21 protein-coding genes are annotated in these 18,253 nt (G+C 42.2%); 5 read left to right on the plus strand and 16 right to left on the minus strand.

Annotated features, from left to right (window positions below; translation table 11 throughout):
• Positions 1-35: 35 nt before the first annotated feature.
• Positions 36-701 carry a class I SAM-dependent methyltransferase gene (locus COP04_RS12795; RefSeq protein WP_100488383.1) on the minus strand — a complete coding sequence of 222 codons (666 nt, stop codon included), beginning with the start codon at positions 699-701 and terminating at the stop codon, positions 36-38.
• Between the two features lie 321 nt (positions 702-1,022).
• On the opposite strand from COP04_RS12795, the gene COP04_RS12800 reads away from it, so the two are divergent.
• Positions 1,023-1,931, plus strand: coding sequence for an AEC family transporter (locus COP04_RS12800; RefSeq protein WP_100488384.1), 909 nt, complete (start codon positions 1,023-1,025; stop codon positions 1,929-1,931).
• Between the two features lie 171 nt (positions 1,932-2,102).
• Here the strand turns inward: COP04_RS12800 and COP04_RS20525 are convergent, their stop codons facing one another.
• From COP04_RS20525 to COP04_RS12820, 4 genes are all read right to left on the minus strand, one after another.
• Positions 2,103-2,372 carry a WCX domain-containing protein gene (locus COP04_RS20525; protein WP_275656864.1) on the minus strand — a complete coding sequence of 90 codons (270 nt, stop codon included), beginning with the start codon at positions 2,370-2,372 and terminating at the stop codon, positions 2,103-2,105.
• Complete coding sequence (locus COP04_RS20530) at positions 2,299-2,739, minus strand: helix-turn-helix transcriptional regulator (protein WP_275656886.1); 441 nt, start codon at positions 2,737-2,739, stop codon at positions 2,299-2,301. The genes COP04_RS20525 and COP04_RS20530 overlap by 74 nt, the downstream gene beginning before the upstream one ends.
• 157 nt (positions 2,740-2,896) lie before the next feature.
• A complete protein-coding gene (locus COP04_RS12815) occupies positions 2,897-3,445 on the minus strand; it encodes an SDR family NAD(P)-dependent oxidoreductase (RefSeq protein ID WP_157800290.1) in 549 nt (182 codons plus the stop codon).
• Positions 3,446-3,896: 451 nt separating this feature from the next.
• Positions 3,897-4,895 carry a penicillin-binding transpeptidase domain-containing protein gene (locus tag COP04_RS12820; protein WP_100488388.1) on the minus strand — a complete coding sequence of 333 codons (999 nt, stop codon included), beginning with the start codon at positions 4,893-4,895 and terminating at the stop codon, positions 3,897-3,899.
• A 539-nt stretch (positions 4,896-5,434) separates the two neighbouring features.
• On the opposite strand from COP04_RS12820, the gene COP04_RS12830 reads away from it, so the two are divergent.
• On the plus strand, positions 5,435-5,920 hold the full coding sequence (locus COP04_RS12830) for a VOC family protein (protein WP_100488389.1): 486 nt from the start codon (positions 5,435-5,437) through the stop codon (positions 5,918-5,920).
• 266 nt (positions 5,921-6,186) lie between these two features.
• Here COP04_RS12830 and COP04_RS12835 read toward each other — a convergent pair whose 3' ends face one another.
• The 3 genes from COP04_RS12835 to COP04_RS12845 all read right to left on the minus strand — a co-directional run bounded on the left by COP04_RS12835 (position 6,187) and on the right by COP04_RS12845 (position 8,937).
• The gene (locus tag COP04_RS12835) at positions 6,187-6,870 is read right to left on the minus strand and encodes a lysophospholipid acyltransferase family protein (protein ID WP_100488390.1); all 684 of its coding nucleotides are present in this window, start codon (positions 6,868-6,870) and stop codon (positions 6,187-6,189) included.
• Positions 6,871-7,131: 261 nt separating this feature from the next.
• Positions 7,132-8,193 carry a histidinol-phosphate transaminase gene (hisC, locus tag COP04_RS12840; protein WP_100488391.1) on the minus strand — a complete coding sequence of 354 codons (1,062 nt, stop codon included), beginning with the start codon at positions 8,191-8,193 and terminating at the stop codon, positions 7,132-7,134.
• 297 nt (positions 8,194-8,490) lie between these two features.
• Complete coding sequence (locus COP04_RS12845) at positions 8,491-8,937, minus strand: GNAT family N-acetyltransferase (RefSeq protein WP_100488392.1); 447 nt, start codon at positions 8,935-8,937, stop codon at positions 8,491-8,493.
• Between COP04_RS12845 and COP04_RS20800 the strand changes: the two genes are divergently transcribed.
• Entirely contained in the window at positions 8,936-9,223 is a 288-nt protein-coding gene (locus COP04_RS20800) for a DUF5616 domain-containing protein (protein ID WP_100488393.1), read from the plus strand. The genes COP04_RS12845 and COP04_RS20800 overlap by 2 nt on opposite strands.
• A 47-nt stretch (positions 9,224-9,270) precedes the next feature.
• Here the strand turns inward: COP04_RS20800 and COP04_RS19635 are convergent, their stop codons facing one another.
• The 4 genes from COP04_RS19635 to COP04_RS12865 are packed head-to-tail and all read right to left on the minus strand — an operon-like array spanning position 9,271 to position 11,800.
• On the minus strand, positions 9,271-9,429 hold the full coding sequence (locus COP04_RS19635) for a hypothetical protein (protein ID WP_157800291.1): 159 nt from the start codon (positions 9,427-9,429) through the stop codon (positions 9,271-9,273).
• A 3-nt stretch (positions 9,430-9,432) separates the two neighbouring features.
• Entirely contained in the window at positions 9,433-10,041 is a 609-nt protein-coding gene (locus COP04_RS12855; RefSeq protein WP_100488394.1) for an aminoglycoside adenylyltransferase domain-containing protein, read from the minus strand.
• A 58-nt stretch (positions 10,042-10,099) separates the two neighbouring features.
• Positions 10,100-10,555, minus strand: coding sequence for an HIT family protein (locus COP04_RS12860; RefSeq protein ID WP_100488395.1), 456 nt, complete (start codon positions 10,553-10,555; stop codon positions 10,100-10,102).
• A 51-nt stretch (positions 10,556-10,606) separates the two neighbouring features.
• Positions 10,607-11,800, minus strand: coding sequence for an MFS transporter (locus COP04_RS12865; RefSeq protein WP_100488396.1), 1,194 nt, complete (start codon positions 11,798-11,800; stop codon positions 10,607-10,609).
• Positions 11,801-12,123: 323 nt separating this feature from the next.
• Between COP04_RS12865 and COP04_RS12870 the strand changes: the two genes are divergently transcribed.
• Positions 12,124-13,110, plus strand: coding sequence for a nuclease-related domain-containing protein (locus COP04_RS12870; protein ID WP_100488397.1), 987 nt, complete (start codon positions 12,124-12,126; stop codon positions 13,108-13,110).
• 173 nt (positions 13,111-13,283) lie between these two features.
• Here the strand turns inward: COP04_RS12870 and COP04_RS12875 are convergent, their stop codons facing one another.
• From COP04_RS12875 to COP04_RS19640, 3 genes are all read right to left on the minus strand, one after another.
• The gene (locus tag COP04_RS12875) at positions 13,284-14,555 is read right to left on the minus strand and encodes an MFS transporter (RefSeq protein WP_100488398.1); all 1,272 of its coding nucleotides are present in this window, start codon (positions 14,553-14,555) and stop codon (positions 13,284-13,286) included.
• Between the two features lie 616 nt (positions 14,556-15,171).
• Positions 15,172-15,753, minus strand: a complete 582-nt coding sequence (locus COP04_RS12885) for a GNAT family N-acetyltransferase (protein ID WP_100488400.1) — start codon at positions 15,751-15,753, stop codon at positions 15,172-15,174.
• A 97-nt stretch (positions 15,754-15,850) separates the two neighbouring features.
• On the minus strand, positions 15,851-15,994 hold the full coding sequence (locus COP04_RS19640; protein ID WP_157800292.1) for a hypothetical protein: 144 nt from the start codon (positions 15,992-15,994) through the stop codon (positions 15,851-15,853).
• 224 nt (positions 15,995-16,218) lie between these two features.
• On the opposite strand from COP04_RS19640, the gene COP04_RS12890 reads away from it, so the two are divergent.
• The gene (locus COP04_RS12890; protein WP_100488401.1) at positions 16,219-17,046 is read left to right on the plus strand and encodes a hypothetical protein; all 828 of its coding nucleotides are present in this window, start codon (positions 16,219-16,221) and stop codon (positions 17,044-17,046) included.
• 299 nt (positions 17,047-17,345) lie between these two features.
• On the opposite strand, the gene COP04_RS12900 is transcribed toward COP04_RS12890, so the two are convergent.
• On the minus strand, positions 17,346-18,071 hold the full coding sequence (locus COP04_RS12900; RefSeq protein ID WP_338062866.1) for an HAD family hydrolase: 726 nt from the start codon (positions 18,069-18,071) through the stop codon (positions 17,346-17,348).
• Positions 18,072-18,253: the final 182 nt, after the last annotated feature.

The raw sequence follows: 18,253 nt of genomic DNA on the forward strand, positions 1-18,253 counted from the left end.
TCCAAAACGCATAGGTTGGTTTTTCCTAGTCCCGCTCAATGCCAAGTCTTAATGAAATAGCCGCTTTTATACCAATCCAAGTACTCAAGGCTGACCTGCCAACCTCTTTTTTGATAGGCTTCAGCGATTTTTTGCGGTTGCAGTCCGTTTTTCATTCTATGATTATCCGTCATATACCACCCCATTTGACGTACACCCCGCGTCGCAATGGAGGATACATCATCGAAATATTGCTCTGTGTCATCAATAAACATAAAAACATCGCGGCTGACAATAAAATCGGTACTGTTTTTATCATATAAAGCGTTCAAACGCCTTAATTCCGTTCGTGTAAAATTAAACCGCTGATCTGATGCAGCCAGATCCTCCGTCGCTTTCAGGCAATCCGGATCTCTGTCCAGTCCGTCAATTCTTTTGATATTCTTATTTTGAAGCAAAAAACGGCTGAGAAACCCGCCACCACAGCCCAGATCAACGACGTAGCCGAATAAACCTTCAAAGCGCGTTAAAATTTTATGATTATAAAAAGCTTCTGCCGCTTTCTGATCAATAGTCACATCATGCCCACAGGTTGAACACTTGAGTTTAACGGTAAACGGCGTGCAATTCCACGGATGATGCGCATTCTGGAGTATGCTGCATACATTGCCACAGTTGCCGCAATGTGTGCCCCAAATAGTAAATGGATGTTCCGGAAACATGTGATACACCTTCCTCTAAGGTGGAATCGTAAAACAGCACGGTTACCCGTCTAATCAGCCCAACGGATGGGTTCCTTCCATAATTGCTGAATATAATAGTACCGCTCATCCTGAACTGACGCGATCAAATAGGCCTTATCTAGATTATATTGCAATTAACTCTAGCACTTGTGCCTGTTCTATGAAAGAACCTGTGCTCGTTTATCCGTTACAAATTATAAGTTTTCATGTTATGATAGTGAAGGCTTAGCGATGAAAAAAATTTTCACGATGTTGATTTTCTATCTGTTACTTTGACTGGCTTTAGGGGGAATCTACTTTATGTTTGCCTATCTTCATCTTCTGATGACAATCTCCGTTCCGATTGTCATCATTTGTGGCTGCGGTTTTTTGCTTCAGACACAGCGGCCTGTTGACTCGAAACTGCTGGCTGATATCAGCCTTTACATACTGGCTCCCGCTATGATTCTGTATGCGTTGTCTGATGCCCATCTGCAGGGAGAAAATGTCATCCATATTTTTTTGTTTACCATAATCATGACTGCTCTGTTGTGGATTCTGGCAGTGATTACTTCCAGGCTTGCCAGACTTTCAGAAAATGAAAAGCGTGCGCTGACTCTGACAACGCTTTTCAGTAATGCCAACAATTACGGACTGCCCGTGCTATTGCTTGCGTTCGGAAGCGCGGGTTTTGCGCTGGGCGCCGTATATGTCATCGGCCAGGTTATTCTCGTCAACGTTCTCGGCCTGTACATCGCATCCCGCTCACAGATGAACGGCAGGCAGGCGGTAACCCATATTCTTAAAACTCCGCTCATTTATGCATGCATCGTCGGAATTTTGCTTGATCTCTTTCATTTTCGACTATTGGGAGGGATAAATACGGCCGTCCAAATGCTTGGAAAAGCCTACCCTGTACTTGTTCTGATGATTCTTGGCATTAAACTCGGTACAACTAAGCTAAAAGGACTCAGGTCATCAAAAGTCTGGCTGGGTGTTTTTCTCCGCCTGGCTATAGTTCCCGTTCTTGCCAAGCTGGTTCTGTTTGTTCTCGGAATTCATGGGCTGCTGGCATCGGTTCTTTTCGTAGAAGCCAGTATGCCGGCAGCGATCAATGCGGTCACGCTGGCAGAGAAATTTGACGGTGACACTGAAACTATTTCTCTGATTGTGTCGGTTACGACCATTCTAAGTTTTATCTATCTGCCTCTGTTTGTCGCGATCAGTTGAATCAGTTTTAAAGCAATCTGAGCATGTGTTGATTTTTTTCGATTTGATGTCGATTCTCTTCGCTTTTACATCGATTCGTCCGCCCGTTCTGTCGATTCTCTTCGCTTTTACATCGATTCTTTTGCTCGCTCTGTCGATTCTCCTCACTTTTACATCGATTCGTCACAGATTTCATTTTTCTTGATACAGTCTGAACAACTGCCTGGCATTTTTGCAGATTTTCTCACGCAATGCGACCGGATGGATGACCTCTGCATCAGAGCCCAGGCTCAGAATTTCCTGAGAAGCCTGGTCGGGAGTTTCAAACTGTATTTTTGTGACGACCAAACCCGTTTTCTCTCGATTAATGAAATGGATCCTGTTCTCATCAACATTCAACCGCTTTAAAATTCCTTTTTCTGCGCGAATCGTTACTGAATAACAAGGCCGGCCTTCCCTCAAATTCCTGACACCAGGCCAACCAAAACTGCGAAAGGTTAAAATTTGCCGAAAAAACAAAGTTTCTTCCTGTGATTTGCATATTTCTGACTCTGGACACACGATAGACTCTCATGACATCCTCATGTTTCGCAATTAAATACCAGAAATCCGTCTTGGCAACAAGACCATAGGGGGCAACTTCTCTTGAAACGATTTTGCCATCCACCTTCTGATAGTCAATTTGAATCCAATGATAGTCCCACATAGCTTTCTGAATCATTTCCAGGTAAGGAACGGCTTCATGACCTGTGAACCAGCCGGACGGATCCAGATAGATTCGTTTGCTGAACTGTGTGGCTTCATAACGACGATTGTGAGGAAGTTTCATAATCAATTTATCAGTCACCTGTTGACTTGAGCCAATGCCCAGATCGGTCAACGGGCCTGGCAACCGCCCGATGAGCAGATTTCTTAATTCTGATCCGGTGATATCGGAAATGTCGATACGGCAGCGCTCATCTAAGACAAAACCTCCATGTGGCCCCTCACCGCATAAATTGTAGCTCCTCACCTAAAGAAAAAATAAAATTACGCAGGGCAGCTTTTCCAAGCGACATTGATGAAAAGTCAATTGAAGGACGAATGGCAAAACCACCACCGGTAACCAAAAACGTGCCTTTTTTCTGCTTTACAAAATCGGGAATGACTTCGGCTATACAAGTTTTTTCCCCAATTACATTCACTTTAAAATCATTCATTAATTCTTCTTCGGTCAAACAAGATGGAGATTTTTTTCTCCTTACAACTGCATTATAAATAAGTACTTCTGGTGTCCCATACTTTGTTCTTATTTGTTCAAAGGTATTTTTTACAGATACAGGATCTGTTGAATCTGCAGGGACACCACCAGCATTGATTCCTAAATTATTTAATTTCGAAACGCATTGTTGAAGACTATCTTTCTTTCGAGCAACAAGTATAATTCCAAAGCCATTCGAGCCAAATTTTTTGGCAATGTTAAGTCCGACTCCTGAACCCGGACCAACAATAATAGTAAGTTTATTATTCGCTACTCTCTGCTTAGCATCATCCATCAAAAGTCTTCCTTTCATTCGTGGTAATATTGCATGGTTTTCGTCAACCACGCAACAGCCGTTTTCTTTCAGTTAATTATAGAGCAGGAAAGAACTTTTTTTTCATGAAATCTCCGATAGAATCATGGAACGACTGTATGAGTAAATAACTATTTTTTTGAAAGGCTGTTCAAATCTATGAATTGCAGGCCGGTACCAAACACTATGGTTCGCTGCAAGCGGAAAATTCGGGAGAAAGGAAAAATGATGATTGGGGGCTCGCCGTTGGCTGCTTCTTCGGAGTAATCGCAATTTTCCTGGTAGTCATTGCTTACAGGTTTTAAATTTTGTAAACATCAATGAAGATTTCTTATTTACTCAGACAGCAGAAAAGGATATCTTACTATTTTAGCTTCCTATTATGGCAAAATTATCCATCAAGACTTTGTCACAAAAACACGGTTATGCAGGTTTATAGTGGATATATATTTTTGGCGTTTAAGATCTGTAATGTTATTTCTTTTGCTTTTTCTCCGGAAGCTTTATCATTACCCTGTATATTGGTAGCAAAGAACAAAGTATTGTCCTTTTTCTCAACGGCACCGATAAACCATCCATTGGTCACTTTGTCATTCGTAAATCCTGTGCCTGTTTTACCAAAGAGAACCGTCTCATGTTTTTGTGAAATTCTCAGAATGGATTTCAACTGATTGATGTTCTGATCATCGAATTCTAAGCAGTTACAAAAGAACTTTTGAAAAACCTGAATCTGCTCAATGGGAGAAATTTTCAAGGTCGAATCGAACCAATACGAGTCTAAACTATTGGATAAGTCACAATTTCCATAACCGATGCGGGTATAGAAATTCCTGAGTTTTTCAACTCCAACTATTTGATCTATTTTTTGAAAATACCAGTTTACTGAGTGCTGGATTGCAGAAATTAAATTCTGCTCTTTATTCCATGATTCAATTGAATAAATCTTACGATCCCATGGCAAAGTTGAATTTTGCACACTAATGACACCATTTTCCAACCCTGCCAAAGCTGAATATATCTTATATGTCGAATCTGGCGGGACACGCTGTACGCCCCTTAATGATTTGTCGGAAATGAAATATTTCTTGCTGTTCTTGTCTAAAAGTACAAAGCATCCTTTGTATTTTCCAAAGTATGAACTTAAATTTTCGTAACGCACTCGATTTACCGAGAATACACAATAATTGCTGAGGTCGCATAATTGATCCGATTCCTTTTCAATAACCGGACTCATTAGTGGAATGACTTCACCTTCAAAATGGATTACCTCTTTTTCTCCAAGCTGATTCAATGCGTGATTCAGTTTATCCGAATCAAGATGGGCGCTCTTTGAGAATCTGTTTAAAAATTCATTAACCGTAATAGGGGCATATTCTTGTATTAACTTAACTATTTTTTGTTCTATTTCTGATAACAAGCTCATTGATCCCATGCAACGTCCCTCTTTTCCTGTAACGTTTACATAAATAAATCTTTGATAATCGTTGCACAGCAATAGGTGGAGGTAATTTCATACGTTACACACGGTATTCATAATCTGCGCGACTTATGCATTTTTCAAATAATGGGACCGACCACACCTGAATGTCTCTGGATTCAACTGCTTTACATTCTGCATGATGCTGTATCCATGCATCGGTGTGTACAATGAAAGAAGATTTTAAAAGATCGCTTCTGTCAACCACCTCGTTCACTACTCTCAGGCATGACCGTGCACCTCTTTTTTATTTTAATCGCCTACATATCGACAGCCGATATATCAGTCAATACTTTTGTGACAAAATATTGTTGTATCGAAATAAAGTTTACTGAGAACTCTGTCGCGCAAGTAATACACGAACTGCGAAACTGCTGCTTGTTATAATTAACCTATCGAGCAATGATAATTTCGGTTTAAACTGTATTTTTGTTCAATCATGAAACATTTTTCTTGAGATTGTGTGCACTAAGTTAATTTGGGAGGAGAACAAAATGAAGTTTGCATGCTCATTAATTACGGTGGAAGATATCAATTTTTCAAGACAATTCTATGAAAAACTGCTGCAGCAAAAGGTTAAATATGATTTTGGTGAAAATGTCGTCTTTGAGAGTGGTTTTTCCATTCACTCGAAATCTCATTTTTCAAAATTGATTAATGGCCAGGAAATTGTAAAGGGTGCCAATAATTTTGAACTCTATTTCGAGTACGATGATGTAGATGCATTTGTAAAAGAATTAAAAGAAAATAAAGTTGAATTTATACATGAAACTAAGGAACAACCATGGGGACAAAAAATTGTTCGATTTTATGACCCCGACAAAAACATTATTGAAGTAGGAGAATCACTGGAATTCCTTTCATTTCGACTATTTGAGGAAGGTAAAAGCGTTGAAGAAATTTCTGAAATTACGAGTATGCCAAATCAGTTCGTAAAAGAGGCCATATTAAGGATGAAGAACATCAAGCAAGGAATTTAATATTTATTACGTATTGTTCGTCAACCGCACAACGGCTTTTAGTAGTAAAGAACCCAATCCGATCGCCTTTGATCTTGGACTATCCGCCGATTTTCCATGGCGTGAACAAAACCATTGGGAAATTTTCCCGCTTTAATCCGCAACCAATCGAGATATCGATTCATCCGTACCAAAGCTGTATATAAAAGACTCTTTTCTGAAAGCTGTAACTATCGCATGGTCCCGTTCTGGGTTAATTGGAACAAATTGCATGGACATACTTCCCTTCAGTGGCTTTGCACCATTTCATCAATTGAGTCCTGCAAGTATGCTTTGATTCGCTGCTTCTCTTTCCTGAAAGGTCTCATTGAAAAAATGATCGGCTTGCCTATTGAAATCGACTTTTTGTTTTTATTAATACAGACCGGATAGAAATACAGATTCCTGCCAGTTTTTTTGTGAAAGATTTCCCCCAAGTGAATAAAGCCCGTATCAAATTCATTAATAAAGGCCGAATGCTTTCTATCATCATTTTCAGGAAAAATGACCAGGTTATCCCCCTGTTCAACAGCGTCCACACTCTGATCAATCGTTTTCCTTATCTGCGTTGACCCTGCGAAAACCGGAATAGCTCCCGTTCCCCGGACAAGCATGATGCAGAAGGGGGCGATGATCGCCGCCACCCATCGGCTGAATGGCCGTCCCAACCTCAGCTCGTTCTGCGTAAAATGTGCCTCTAGATAATCGGTGCAAATCCTTCTTGTCACAATCTGGTAAGTGACCCAAGGTCTGAACGGAAAAGGAAAGAAAAGGGTCATCATAACGGGTCCATAAGAACCCATATGATTGCAAACAAAAACAGCCGGTTCATCCTGCCTCACGTTTTCCGCCCCAGTCAGTGTACGTCGGGCAAAAAACAGGCCGACAAACTGAATCAAGCTCCTGAAAAACAGATGACTCCGACTCTTCATGAAAACAAACCCTTCATTTGTTCACTGACACGTTGTTTCACTTTTTTGCTGTGCAATGTGGGAATCTATTCGCTGTTCTAATGAAAATATTGCGATTAAACTTTCGCTCTTCCGTCCTATGGGAAAATCTGATATCCGACTTGCAAGTTCTGATATCCGGCAAATAAGTTCTGATTTTCCACATACGAGTTCAAATAAATTTTTAAAAGCGGTCATTAACGCCCCGGGAATGTACAAAGGGAGACGTTGATCGCAAAAAGATTAATGGCTTAGTAGCTCTTGCACGGCCAAGATGAATTGATCCATTTCTTCATCGGAACCAATTGACACGCGTAAATAATCTGAAATGCGCGGTTGGTTAAAATAGCGGACCAGAATTCCTTTTTCTCTTAATTTATGAAATAGGTCTTCAGCTTTATAATCAGGATGCGAGATAAAAATGAAATTGGCCTTTGAAGGGATAATGGTAAAGCCCATTCCAGCAAGGCGTTTTACAGCATTCTCCCGCGTTTGAATCACGTGCTGCGCCATTTGATTATAGTAATGATCGTCTTCAATCGCTGCTTTAGCTCCGGCCAAAGCAAGACGGTCAACCGTATACGAATTAATGGAGTTTTTCAAACGATTAAGCCCCTGAATGAGTTCGGAATCTCCAAAGGCATAACCAACGCGAATACCGGCCAGTGCGCTATATTTGGAAAGTGTCTGCACCACTAATAGATTCGGATATTCTTTGATCAGCGGAACAACAGACGTTCCGCCAAAGTTGACATAGGCTTCATCAATAATGACGACGCGATTCCGGTCTGCCTCCAAAATATCCTTTATCGACTGGACAGCAATTTCTTGCCCGGTCGGCGCATTCGGATTAGGAATAACGGCCCCACCGCTTGGTTCTCGAAAGGCGCCGACTGGAATTTGGAAGGTGTCATCAAGCGGAATAATTTCCGGCTTCAGTTCGCAAAGATTGGCGAACACTTTGTAAAAGCTATAGGTAATGTCAGCAAACATAACCGGACGGTCAGGTGAAAAGAAAGTCATAAAACTAAAAGCGAGCACTTCATCCGATCCGTTACCCACAAAAATATTATCACTGGACAACTGATAATACTTGGCTAGAGTCGCTCTCAGTTCATCCTCATTCGGATCCGGATAGAGCCGCAACTGATCGTTGACGGCTTCTTTAATAGCCGCCAGCACCCCAGGCGACGGGGGATAGGGATTTTCATTGGTATTCAACTTAATATACCGTCTGTCCTTCGGCTGTTCACCCGGGACGTAAGGTTCCAGCTTATGTATCCGTTCGTTCCAGTATTTGCTCATGGCGCACCTCGTTTATGTTTTCATTGAAATCCTGCCACTGGCTTAAAAATCATTATTTCTGATTCTTTTTCTGCAGCTTCGGCCGTGCCCCGTTCTTGTTTTAGAAGGGAAACACTGTCACCTAATGGGGCGTCGCAATGATGGGACGAACACCCCATTCATTTATTTTATACTTTTTATCAAGTTTTTTACAGAACCTGCTTCTGCAAAAAGCGTGACGCGGATTCAGCTATTATGAATAAGTTTTCTAAATATCATTTTCCTGAATACGTTCTGATTTAATCTTTCATCTCGGTGTCAAACGACTTTTTTGGCCATCCTGACATGTGGAATATTATCGATTAAATAAGTTTCTGAGATTTTTTTAAATCCAAAGTAAGCATAAAGCGGCTGAATATATTCCTGTGCCTCAATCATGATGAGTTCACCCGGCACTGTTTTTGCGATCACTCGAAGGACTTCCGAAATCAGCGTTTTGCCAATGCCTTGTCCCCTATATTTTGGATTTGCGAGCACTCTGCCAAAAGTAACAGCATTTTCCTCCTTAAAAATCCGCGCGTAGGCAACGATTTGCTGATCGTCATCCACCGCATAGACGTGGAGGCTTTTCAGATCATTGCCGTCAATTTCATGATACGGGCACTTTTGTTCCACAACAAAAACCGATTCGCGTGCTTTAAAAATTTCGAATACTTCCCTGGCTGTCAGTTGAGAAAATTTTTTGACTTCCCAATTCAGTTGCATGCGGCTCATTCCCTTTTCCGTTGGCTCAATAGCTTGCTCCGACGAGCAAAAAGACCAACATAAGTCTAATCTAATTGTTGCGTTCAATGATTGCGAGTTTGTGTATAATCATACCGGTGAATGCACTTTTCCGACTGAAGTACGGCTGAGTGGTCATGCAGATACACTGCTTTGTAAAAAAAGCGGTGTGGCGATATCTGATTCAGGAATTCTGGACCGCAGCGGCAAATGGTTCAATTTAGCGCAGCCCATTCTGAGGAACATCTGCCGGAATTCGGCCGATTGATTTGTCCCCCTGGGTTCGGCGCGGTAAGGCGCGGTAACCTGAACAGGCTAATCTTTCGTTTCTAGTAAATAATTGATCTGTCCGAGCATATAGACAGAAAAGTTTATTTTGTCTTTATACGCGATTGTCTCCTCTTCTCCGAATACCTGATAGTTACGCAGTGCAACCCGTACCACCTGACCCCACCGGTGCTCAATGTTTTGCAAGGCCTATTCCCCGCCCTGCTGCTTCGACACGATTTTCTTATCCGTTAAATATGCCAATACTCTGCACAGGTTCAGGATCACATAGGTCGGCTGTTCATCAATATCAGAAGATGCATCTTCTATGTCATTAACGATGCTTCTGATATAGTATTCCGACTTCACTTCTCCAAAAACAGATTGAATCGGTTCTCCGTACAAAACGGTGCCGCAATGGTTTATCACTGTAAAATGTCCGGCGAAATCCCGATCTGTTTTTAAATCATCGGTACAAAGTTTCATCGGATCGGATAAATATGCAGCCCACCACATGTTTGAAAAGTGAAGCTCGTAAGGCGTTGGGTATTGAAAATGGGCACAGTATTTTTTCAGAACGACACTCATTTCCAGCCCTTTCGACGATGCGGTATCATGCAGGTTTCCCAGAACGAGTAAAGCCAGCTTTGTTTCTGCATCCAATTTTGAATGAACGACAACGATAAAATCAAGATCACTTTTCCGCTCATTGAAGCAGCCAAAAGCATAGGAACCATGAATATAGATGCCTGTCAGGTTTTCACCTAAAATAGTCTGGTAGTCATTTTTGATCGTATTGAAAATTTCAATGGTTTTCATCTGCACGCCTCAAATCAGCGCATCTGAAGAGGATTTCTCTGAACTATGTTTTTTTTGATCATAACATGTAAACCGTTTTTAAATAGCGCTCCAGCTCTATTTTTAACTGACCGTTTTTCTCATTACTGAACTGCTTATCGGCATCGATCCAATTCGAAGCATCGTACAGCCAGACCGGGTTTTTGCGTCTTTCTTCAATTTCCCAACTATATCTGGGAAAAATATGGGCGTGCAGGAAAGCATCCGTATTCCCCAAAATATCGTAGTTCACCCTAAGAGGATGACAGACATGAATAATGGCATCACCAACCAGGCTCATATCTGTCAGGAACTGCGACCGCTCCTCAAGAGTCAGATCATTCAGGCTGAAAACTTCTTTATTCGGCAAAAGCACGCAGTAGCCGGGCAAAAACTGTGTATCCCCGATCACCGCATAGCCGCTCTTCATTTTTGCGATCACCATCGGGTTTGTCCCGTTTTTTGCCGATTCAATTCTGTTATCTCTCCAGTTCAAGTGAGCTGTCCCCTTTCTTCCCCGCCAAAGTCTATTCCAACTGGACTTTCATCATGACTCCCTAAGGCTTTTTTCACTAGGTAAAAATAAAGCAATGATTGCAGCCAAAAAAGGAAGAAAAACAAATAAATTGAATACGGCATACACGCCGTACAGGTCGGTCAGCCAGCCGATCAGCGTTGCGCCGATCCCACCGGCTCCAATGCCAAAACCGACCATCAGACCGGAAACGAGGCCGATATTTTTTGGAAACATCAATTGTCCATAGACAACCGTGACTGCAAAAGATGATAGAACAAACAGACCGAATACAAACAGCACGATAATCGACAGGAAGCCATGAACATGCGGCAGCAGCCAGGCAAACGGAACGGTAATCGCCATTGATATAAAGAGCAACCACTTATGACTGATTCTATCGGAGAATTGCCCGCCCAGAAAAGTCCCGAGCGCGCCGGCCGCGAGAAACAGGAAGGTCATCAAATCTCCAAACTTGAGCGGAATCCCCTGATGAAGATAGAGAAAAGGAAGAAATCCGGCGACCCCGATCTGTGTCCAAGACCTTAAAATAACGACAATAGTCAGCAGGGTCAGTCCACCAGGATGATTTTTACCTTTAATCGCGGCCTGGCGGGCTTTATTCTTGATCAGACTTCTTTTGTACCAGGGCATGACTGAGCTGACAAGAGCAAAGGCACCTACAGTGACAAGTGCGAACCAGCCCAGGCCATGCAGTCCGGTAGCAATCAGAAACAGAGGCAGGAGCAGCGGGCCGCACGCCTGGCCGAAATTTCCTCCGACCTGAATAATTGCCTGAGCGGTCCCCCGGGCAGTTCCGGCAGCCATGTATGCCCCACGCATCGCTTCAGGATGAAAAATTCCGGAACCGATCCCGGACAGGCCGACTAAAACGAGCAATATCCAGTAAGCAGGTGCAAACCCTGAAGCCGTCAACCCAAAGCCGGTAAGACAAATGCCAACCGGCAGAAACCATGTTTTCGGATGTTTATCGGTGATCATGCCAAATATGGGCTGGCAAACCGAAGATGTGATCATCGAAACAAACAAGATCACCCCAGCCTGAAGATAATTGAGATGAAAAGCCTGCTTATAAAGCGGCAGCAATGCCGGAACCAATCCAGTCGTCATCACGTCATTAAAAAAATGGGCGAGGCTCAGACTGAATAGCTGTCTTTTTGCCCCCAGCCGTCGTTTTGTTTCAAGTGTGTGCGCTGCAACATTCATTCATAAAAGACCTCCTAATAAAAAACCAATGACTCGTCTGAAACGAACACTTTAATACTAACAGAAAACAATCCGTTCCCGAAAGATAATCGCTTTAGTTCGCTGATTTGTAAAAAAACATCCACTGTAAAAGGCAATATTTTATGACAAGCGATTTACAGATGTCGTTCAGATAATTTTTCTTTTTGCTTTTAAGCTTGGAAGAAATTTTATCCTTTTAATGAGAACTTAATTATTATCTGAATCAAAACAGCCACGCCGACATTGCTCCCGTAAATCGTTTTAACGAAAACTTAAATATTATCTGAAAGCGAGGTGAACGGATGTATTGTAAAAAGATCGGAATTCCCTTTCATATTCAGCAATACGAAGCCTGTCTGAGAAGACTTTTTCCCAGCCACAGAGCCAAGGAAACCATAGAAAACCGTTATCAAAAATCTATGGCCGGTTTTCGCGGCGAGCAATCGATTGCCTATTTTCTCGACTATCTACCCAACGAAGAGTTCCTCTTCTTCCACAATCTTCGCCTGCCTGATTCTATCCATTTTTTCCAGATCGACTGGTTGATCATGTCCTCGCGTTTCTTTCTGATTCTTGAAGTTAAAAACATTGTGGGTAAATTGACATTTGATCATGAAATGTTGCAAATGATCAGGGAAATTGACGGAAAGACAGATATTTTCGATGACCCGGTTCTGCAAGCAGAAAGACTGGAACAGCAATTGCAAAAATGGTTCAGCCAATGTTTCAATATGGCAGATTATCCTGGTGAAAATCGTGTGGTTATCACTTCCTCTGCACAGCTCCAAATTGAAGGATCTAAAGACTCTTTGCTCCGAAAAATAATCAGGAAGTCTGTTCTTGGAAATGAACTGGACCGGATGAACAAAAACTACGCAAAAAATTTTATCCTCCAGCCAAATCTTCAAAAAATAGCAGATCAATTGCTTGCGAGCCATCGCCCACTGATTATTAATCTATTTTTCTCAATCAAATTTCTATCTCCTGAAGATATCATTAAAGGTGTGCAATGTCCGGACTGCGGTCATTTTCACATGAGACGAAGAAAGCGCAACTGGTATTGTGAAAAGTGCAGCTATTTTTCACAAGATGCGCATATTGCCGCACTGCGGGACTTTCTCCTCATCTTCGGTCCGACAATCACAAACAAGCAATGCCGAGATTTTCTGGTGCTGCAATCAGAGACGGTTGCTAAGAAAATTCTACAAGCCGTGAGCTCCCACTATGAAGGAGAAAATAGAGGAAGAGTCTATCACTTATCGTTCAACATGCTGAAAAGTCTCCATTGAAAACAATATTTTGTGCGACGACCGATTTTGGGGCATGAAGACCGATTTGTTTTCATGAAGACTGATTTTTTCGCCCGAAGACCGATTTTTCTTCGCGAAGACTGATTTTTTCGCCCAAAGACCGATTTATAAACATGAAAAGTAATAAATCATAAAAAAATACAGCCCCGGACTCAAAAACGGGACTGCATAAATTTTAATAAATTCGTTTCGATTAACGGGCTGTTTTTGAGATGCTCTATATCCGGCAATCGGCGCAGGTTTTTCGTCATCAGCCAATAGGCAGCTATCATGGTGATCACTACACCCTGGCTGATGATCATCGCATGGTTTCCGGCCGATGACGCCAGTGTACCGCCCGCCAGCGATCCTAAAGGCATCGCCGCTGCGATCAGGCTTTCGGTTATGGCAGAGACTCTGCCGATCATATTCGGTGGCGGAACAATCTGAAAAAAAGAACTGAACAGAATATTGGTTGCGCCGATCGGAATGTTGGCAAGTGCCAGAAGAACGCAAGCCAGTGACACTGAACGTGATGCCGCCAGATCCATCAAAATCCACAGAATGCCCGAACATCCATACCCATAAATGACGGCCCTTCCAATGCTGAACCTATGGGAAACAAATGATGACAGCAGAGTTCCAACCAAAAATCCTGCCGTGTAGCAGGCCATCAAAATGCCATAAATAACCGGCCCACCCATCTGTCTTGAAAAAGCCGGCATCACAGCAAACACTCCGCTCAGCACAAAATTACTGATCAGAAAAGGCAGAAGCATCTTCACTATCAACGGCTGAACAACAAAATGAAGACCTTCGGATAGATCGGCTCGATAGGATGACGATCGAGCCTTCATGTGATTTGAATTTGCTTGATGTCTCAGGTGCAAAAGCGCAAACAAAATTACAGTGAGAAAAAACGTCAGCGAATCAACGAAATATAGACTGACCGCACCGATCACAGCAATCAGCAGCCCGCCGGCAGAGCTGAAAACCAAATCGGTGCCTTGGTAAGCAAAAGACATCGCTGAATTGGCCTTGACCAGATACTGCTCACTGACCAGTTTTCGGATCAGCGCATTTTCGGCCGGGTATGGGAACAGGCCGAACAAGCCAATCAATGGCATAATGACAAGAACTCCGACAACTGTAAGCGAATGAAACAAGTACAGCCCGGGCACGAACAGTACCAGAACGCCCTGAATCAAAACCGGAACGATCAACACTTTTTTCAGAGCAACGCGATCCACAATCGGGCCAACGAAAAAGGAGAAAAATTCCGGTAAAAGTGTCAGAAATCCCGCAAGACCAGAAAAAAATGGAGAGCCGCCCAAATCATAAGCCAACCACATAGCGGCAATATAATACAGACTGTCACCTATATTACCGATTAACCGGCCAAAAAATAGCAGAGAAAAACTTTTATTGTGAAAGAGTACTTTCATGTGATGATCCTCCTGAGTCATTCAAAATCAATCTGACTGCAGGAGCGTCACCCACCCACCGGATTTGGCCCTACTGAATACAAAAAGTCCCTTATCCTGCCGTCAGCATTCACTTAAAAAGGGCGCAAATCTCCCGTTTTAAGCGAAAACCAACATGCGGACAACGGATAACGATAGTTTCATAAACCTCTTCCACCTCTTGAAATGGGTAAAATCTTCACATCATCACTATACACCGATCATCGTCAAGTATCAAAATGGTTTATTTTATAGCGTCAAAGGTGAGTTCTTCTTTTTCCCTATGTACAAATCGTGGATTCCCGCTGACCGGTTATTCCATTATGAAATGGATATTGTTTGCCGGCCCTGCACTCATTTCAACCATTCCGGGTCAAACGTTTTTTAACCGGCTGATCAAACAGATGAATACATCAACCATTTCCATGAGTGTTCTGGATGAACCATTTGGGACATGCACACTCACTTATTTAATTCTGAGGCAAGGTATTACTCTTCAGCAGGGAACCGTATCTTTGTCATTCTGGCTGGCATTGCCGTTTTCTTGTCGAAGCATAAAAAATAAACGGGAGCAAAGCTCGGCGGCATATTCCCGCTATCATTGTAATTTCTTATAATAGCCTCTGCATTCATGCACACGGTTGAATTTTTTCCTTATTTTTTCAGAGTCTTCGCCCGAATAATGGGCAAACGCCTCAAGAGGTTTCAACCCGGCAATCGAAGAGTGAACGGCATCATGAACCTCTTCTCCTTCGATAAAAACGTGGAGATAGCTGCTGATTTTTTTAAACCCGTTTTTCCGGTACCAGTCATTCACCCATGGATCGTCTCTTGTCCACGCCTCAAGTTCAAAAATGTCACGCTCTTTCAGCTTTTGTTCCGCTGCCAGAAGCAGCTGTGCACCAATTCCCCTTCTCTGAAAATCAGGATGCACAGCGATGTTCCAGATCATCCCACCCAGAGAAGAGCATAATGTGCAAACCGTCTTCGGTTCCCTTTCATATTCAACATCAATCAGACCAACAACTTGTCCGGATTCTATCGCAACAAGCTCAACCGATGAATGACTGTATTTTTCCTTTCTCCGCAAAACGTTATCATAGTAAGCCGTATGTAAAAAGGAAAGAACGCGGCAGCGCAGCCAGCTTTCTTCATCTTTTTCGCAATATTCTCTGATCAATTGCCAGAACCTCTTCTCTTAAGCAAAAAATATTAACCACTGACCTGTTCAGCTGTGATCCGCCGTGATGAACAGTTCCATCTTTCTGATCTTCAGTTTATAGCCCATGAAAGCCCATCGCCCGATAAAAATGTTCTCCAATCTCATTGCCTTTTTTCAGGGAATTTTTTTGTACGTCGCTTTCCATTAGTACATATAAAGCTTGATCAAGATTTTCAATACTGGCTAATTGTATTTTCATAACATACACCCACCAAAATTATTGTCCTTTAGCTATGACGATGTTACGCACTTTCACAACTAAAGTATAACAAACGACGCCCCTGGGAATGACCATTTTCTCATCCAGTTACGTACATATATTGCCAAATGTGTATGTTTTAAAAGAATGGCTTGCATTGGACCGGGCCTCTATCAGATAATATAAGAGGGACGCGGTTATTTTAAAGAAAAGAGGGTGAGATCATGAAAAAGCTGAGTGTCATTCTCTCGGTTCTGTCTGTTGTGTTTCTGATCACCGGCTGTTCTTCACAAACTTCACCGAATCATAATCAGAGTTCAAGCTCGACTGCCCAGCAGTCTTCCTCGAGTCAGGCAGACAGTGGTCAAAGTACTTCTTCAGCGAGCAACAGCTCAAGCAGTCAGGCGAACAGCAGCAGCGTCCCAAATGTAACAACAGGTTCAACGGGACAAGTGCTGAAAGATGTCCGGTCAATTCTGAAAAACGGCAGCGAACTCTTGCTTCCATCGACGCTGCCTGTTGAAAAAGGAAAATATGCGTCAGCAGTGGTGAAAAATGGTTCATCCGGCAATACTGTATCATTCAAACAAACGAGCCAGCCTGTCAAAGTCAATGATGCTTCACTCACCACAGCACAGACGGTAGCAACAGTCAAAAGTACGACATATGCAAGTACGTCAGAAGCTGCCAAGCAAATTTCATTTCATAAGTATGGGAAAAGCGATGGGAGTCCCGTCACTCTTGGCCACAATATCACCGGATATGCTGACGCCGGCGCGGGAACTGCCGGCACTTCCTGGAATGAGGGCCGCTGGACGCTAATGGCTCTTTCACCGACCTCGGATGCCCAAAAAGGAATAGCGCTTGCGAAAAAGGTTGTGTCTTATCTCGAAATCCATTCATTGCCTGCCCCTCATCAATATGGTTTGATCCAAGTTTATACGGACAGCCGCCAGGACTATATCATGTGGCAGGAAGGCAAAACTGTATATCAGCTGACTGACGTCAATGATCCGCTGAAGCTATTATCCGTAGTCGTTTCGATGAGGTGAACTCTGAGATTGTCATAAGCTGCTCAATAATGATAAACGCACTGCAGAAAATATGATTCTGGAGTGCGTTTCGCTTCTACTCAGTTTCAAGCATCACTTTTTTCTTTCATAGGTATAGTATGTATACGGTATTTCAGCTTCTTCAATTCGTTTCTCAAAAGTTTTTATAAAGTTCTCTTTGCACCGATAACATGGTTTTTCGATATGGCGACTATGATCGAAATCATCGTACTCTCCCTGTAAAAAGATTTGCAGATGCAGTGAATTTCCCATCTGCTGTACCGTAAACACATGCTGAACTATTCATTACTGTTGCACACTATATTTTTAATTTCTGTAAAGTCTTCTATGTAATAATCTGCGAACGCTTTAATCCTATTAAGTTGCTTTTCGCTTCTTTTGAACAAGTAAGTCGTTAAAATGGTCTTAATCCCCAACTCTTTTGCTCCTTTCAATTCTTCTGAACCCCCGTCTCCAACAAAGACACAACGTTCCGGAGTGACATTCATTTGTTCAAGCGCTATTTTATAAATATTGGCCTGAGGCTTTAAGCAGCCGACGTCGTACGAAAATACAACATAATCAAATAAACTGCTCAGCGGCGATTCTGCCCAATGCATGGCATCAATAACGTCTGAATTACTGATTAGGCATAATTTTTTTCCGCTTTTCTTTAAATCTGAAAGGGCACGAAGAATTGCAGCGTCAACATCAATTAAGGCCTGCTCCATTCTTTTTTCCCTAAGTTTTAAAATTTCATCGATTGTCTCTTCATTAACACATGCATTCGTCTTATCAACGATAGATTGAATGATCGCACGCGGATCTTTTATATTTCCAATGGCTCTTTGGAAATATAATGTTTCATCCTCCGCATAGTGTTCCCATTCTTCGCGGGAAAGGCCTAACACATCATTTTCATTTTTAAGCCCTCTGTATTTAGGCGTTACCAGTGTAAAAAACAGATCAAAAAATACAACTTCCAGACTTGTATTTATCCTAGCCGCCTCCTGACACAGTATTATTGCAGACTTTTTATAAAATGAAGACCTTGTTCAAATAGTGGCCTCCAAAACTATNTATTGTTTTTGTTGGAATTGAGCCATTTATAGGCAAAATGATCGCATAGAAATGAGCCACATGATTTCCAATTTTTAGCCCATCTTTCCTATGATAGAAAAGTAACCAGCAATTCTACATAACATAA

This window comes from Sporolactobacillus pectinivorans (assembly GCF_002802965.1).
GTDB lineage: Bacteria > Bacillota > Bacilli > Bacillales > Sporolactobacillaceae > Sporolactobacillus > Sporolactobacillus pectinivorans.

Excerpts from the sequence above, each read along its gene's own strand:
- COP04_RS12795 (WP_100488383.1), bottom strand. The coding sequence starts at position 701 with ATGTTTCCGGAACATCCATTTACTATTTGGGGCACACATTGCGGCAAC.
- COP04_RS12800 (WP_100488384.1), top strand. The coding sequence starts at position 1,023 with ATGTTTGCCTATCTTCATCTTCTGATGACAATCTCCGTTCCGATTGTC.
- COP04_RS20530 (WP_275656886.1), bottom strand. The coding sequence starts at position 2,739 with ATGAAACTTCCTCACAATCGTCGTTATGAAGCCACACAGTTCAGCAAA.
- COP04_RS12815 (WP_157800290.1), bottom strand. The coding sequence starts at position 3,445 with ATGGATGATGCTAAGCAGAGAGTAGCGAATAATAAACTTACTATTATT.
- COP04_RS12820 (WP_100488388.1), bottom strand. The coding sequence starts at position 4,895 with ATGGGATCAATGAGCTTGTTATCAGAAATAGAACAAAAAATAGTTAAG.
- COP04_RS12830 (WP_100488389.1), top strand. The coding sequence starts at position 5,435 with ATGAAGTTTGCATGCTCATTAATTACGGTGGAAGATATCAATTTTTCA.
- COP04_RS12835 (WP_100488390.1), bottom strand. The coding sequence starts at position 6,870 with ATGAAGAGTCGGAGTCATCTGTTTTTCAGGAGCTTGATTCAGTTTGTC.
- hisC (WP_100488391.1), bottom strand. The coding sequence starts at position 8,193 with ATGAGCAAATACTGGAACGAACGGATACATAAGCTGGAACCTTACGTC.
- COP04_RS20800 (WP_100488393.1), top strand. The coding sequence starts at position 8,936 with ATGCGGCTCATTCCCTTTTCCGTTGGCTCAATAGCTTGCTCCGACGAG.
- COP04_RS12845 (WP_100488392.1), bottom strand. The coding sequence starts at position 8,937 with ATGCAACTGAATTGGGAAGTCAAAAAATTTTCTCAACTGACAGCCAGG.
- COP04_RS12855 (WP_100488394.1), bottom strand. The coding sequence starts at position 10,041 with ATGAAAACCATTGAAATTTTCAATACGATCAAAAATGACTACCAGACT.
- COP04_RS12865 (WP_100488396.1), bottom strand. The coding sequence starts at position 11,800 with ATGAATGTTGCAGCGCACACACTTGAAACAAAACGACGGCTGGGGGCA.
- COP04_RS12870 (WP_100488397.1), top strand. The coding sequence starts at position 12,124 with ATGTATTGTAAAAAGATCGGAATTCCCTTTCATATTCAGCAATACGAA.
- COP04_RS12875 (WP_100488398.1), bottom strand. The coding sequence starts at position 14,555 with ATGAAAGTACTCTTTCACAATAAAAGTTTTTCTCTGCTATTTTTTGGC.
- COP04_RS19640 (WP_157800292.1), bottom strand. The coding sequence starts at position 15,994 with ATGAAAATACAATTAGCCAGTATTGAAAATCTTGATCAAGCTTTATAT.
- COP04_RS12890 (WP_100488401.1), top strand. The coding sequence starts at position 16,219 with ATGAAAAAGCTGAGTGTCATTCTCTCGGTTCTGTCTGTTGTGTTTCTG.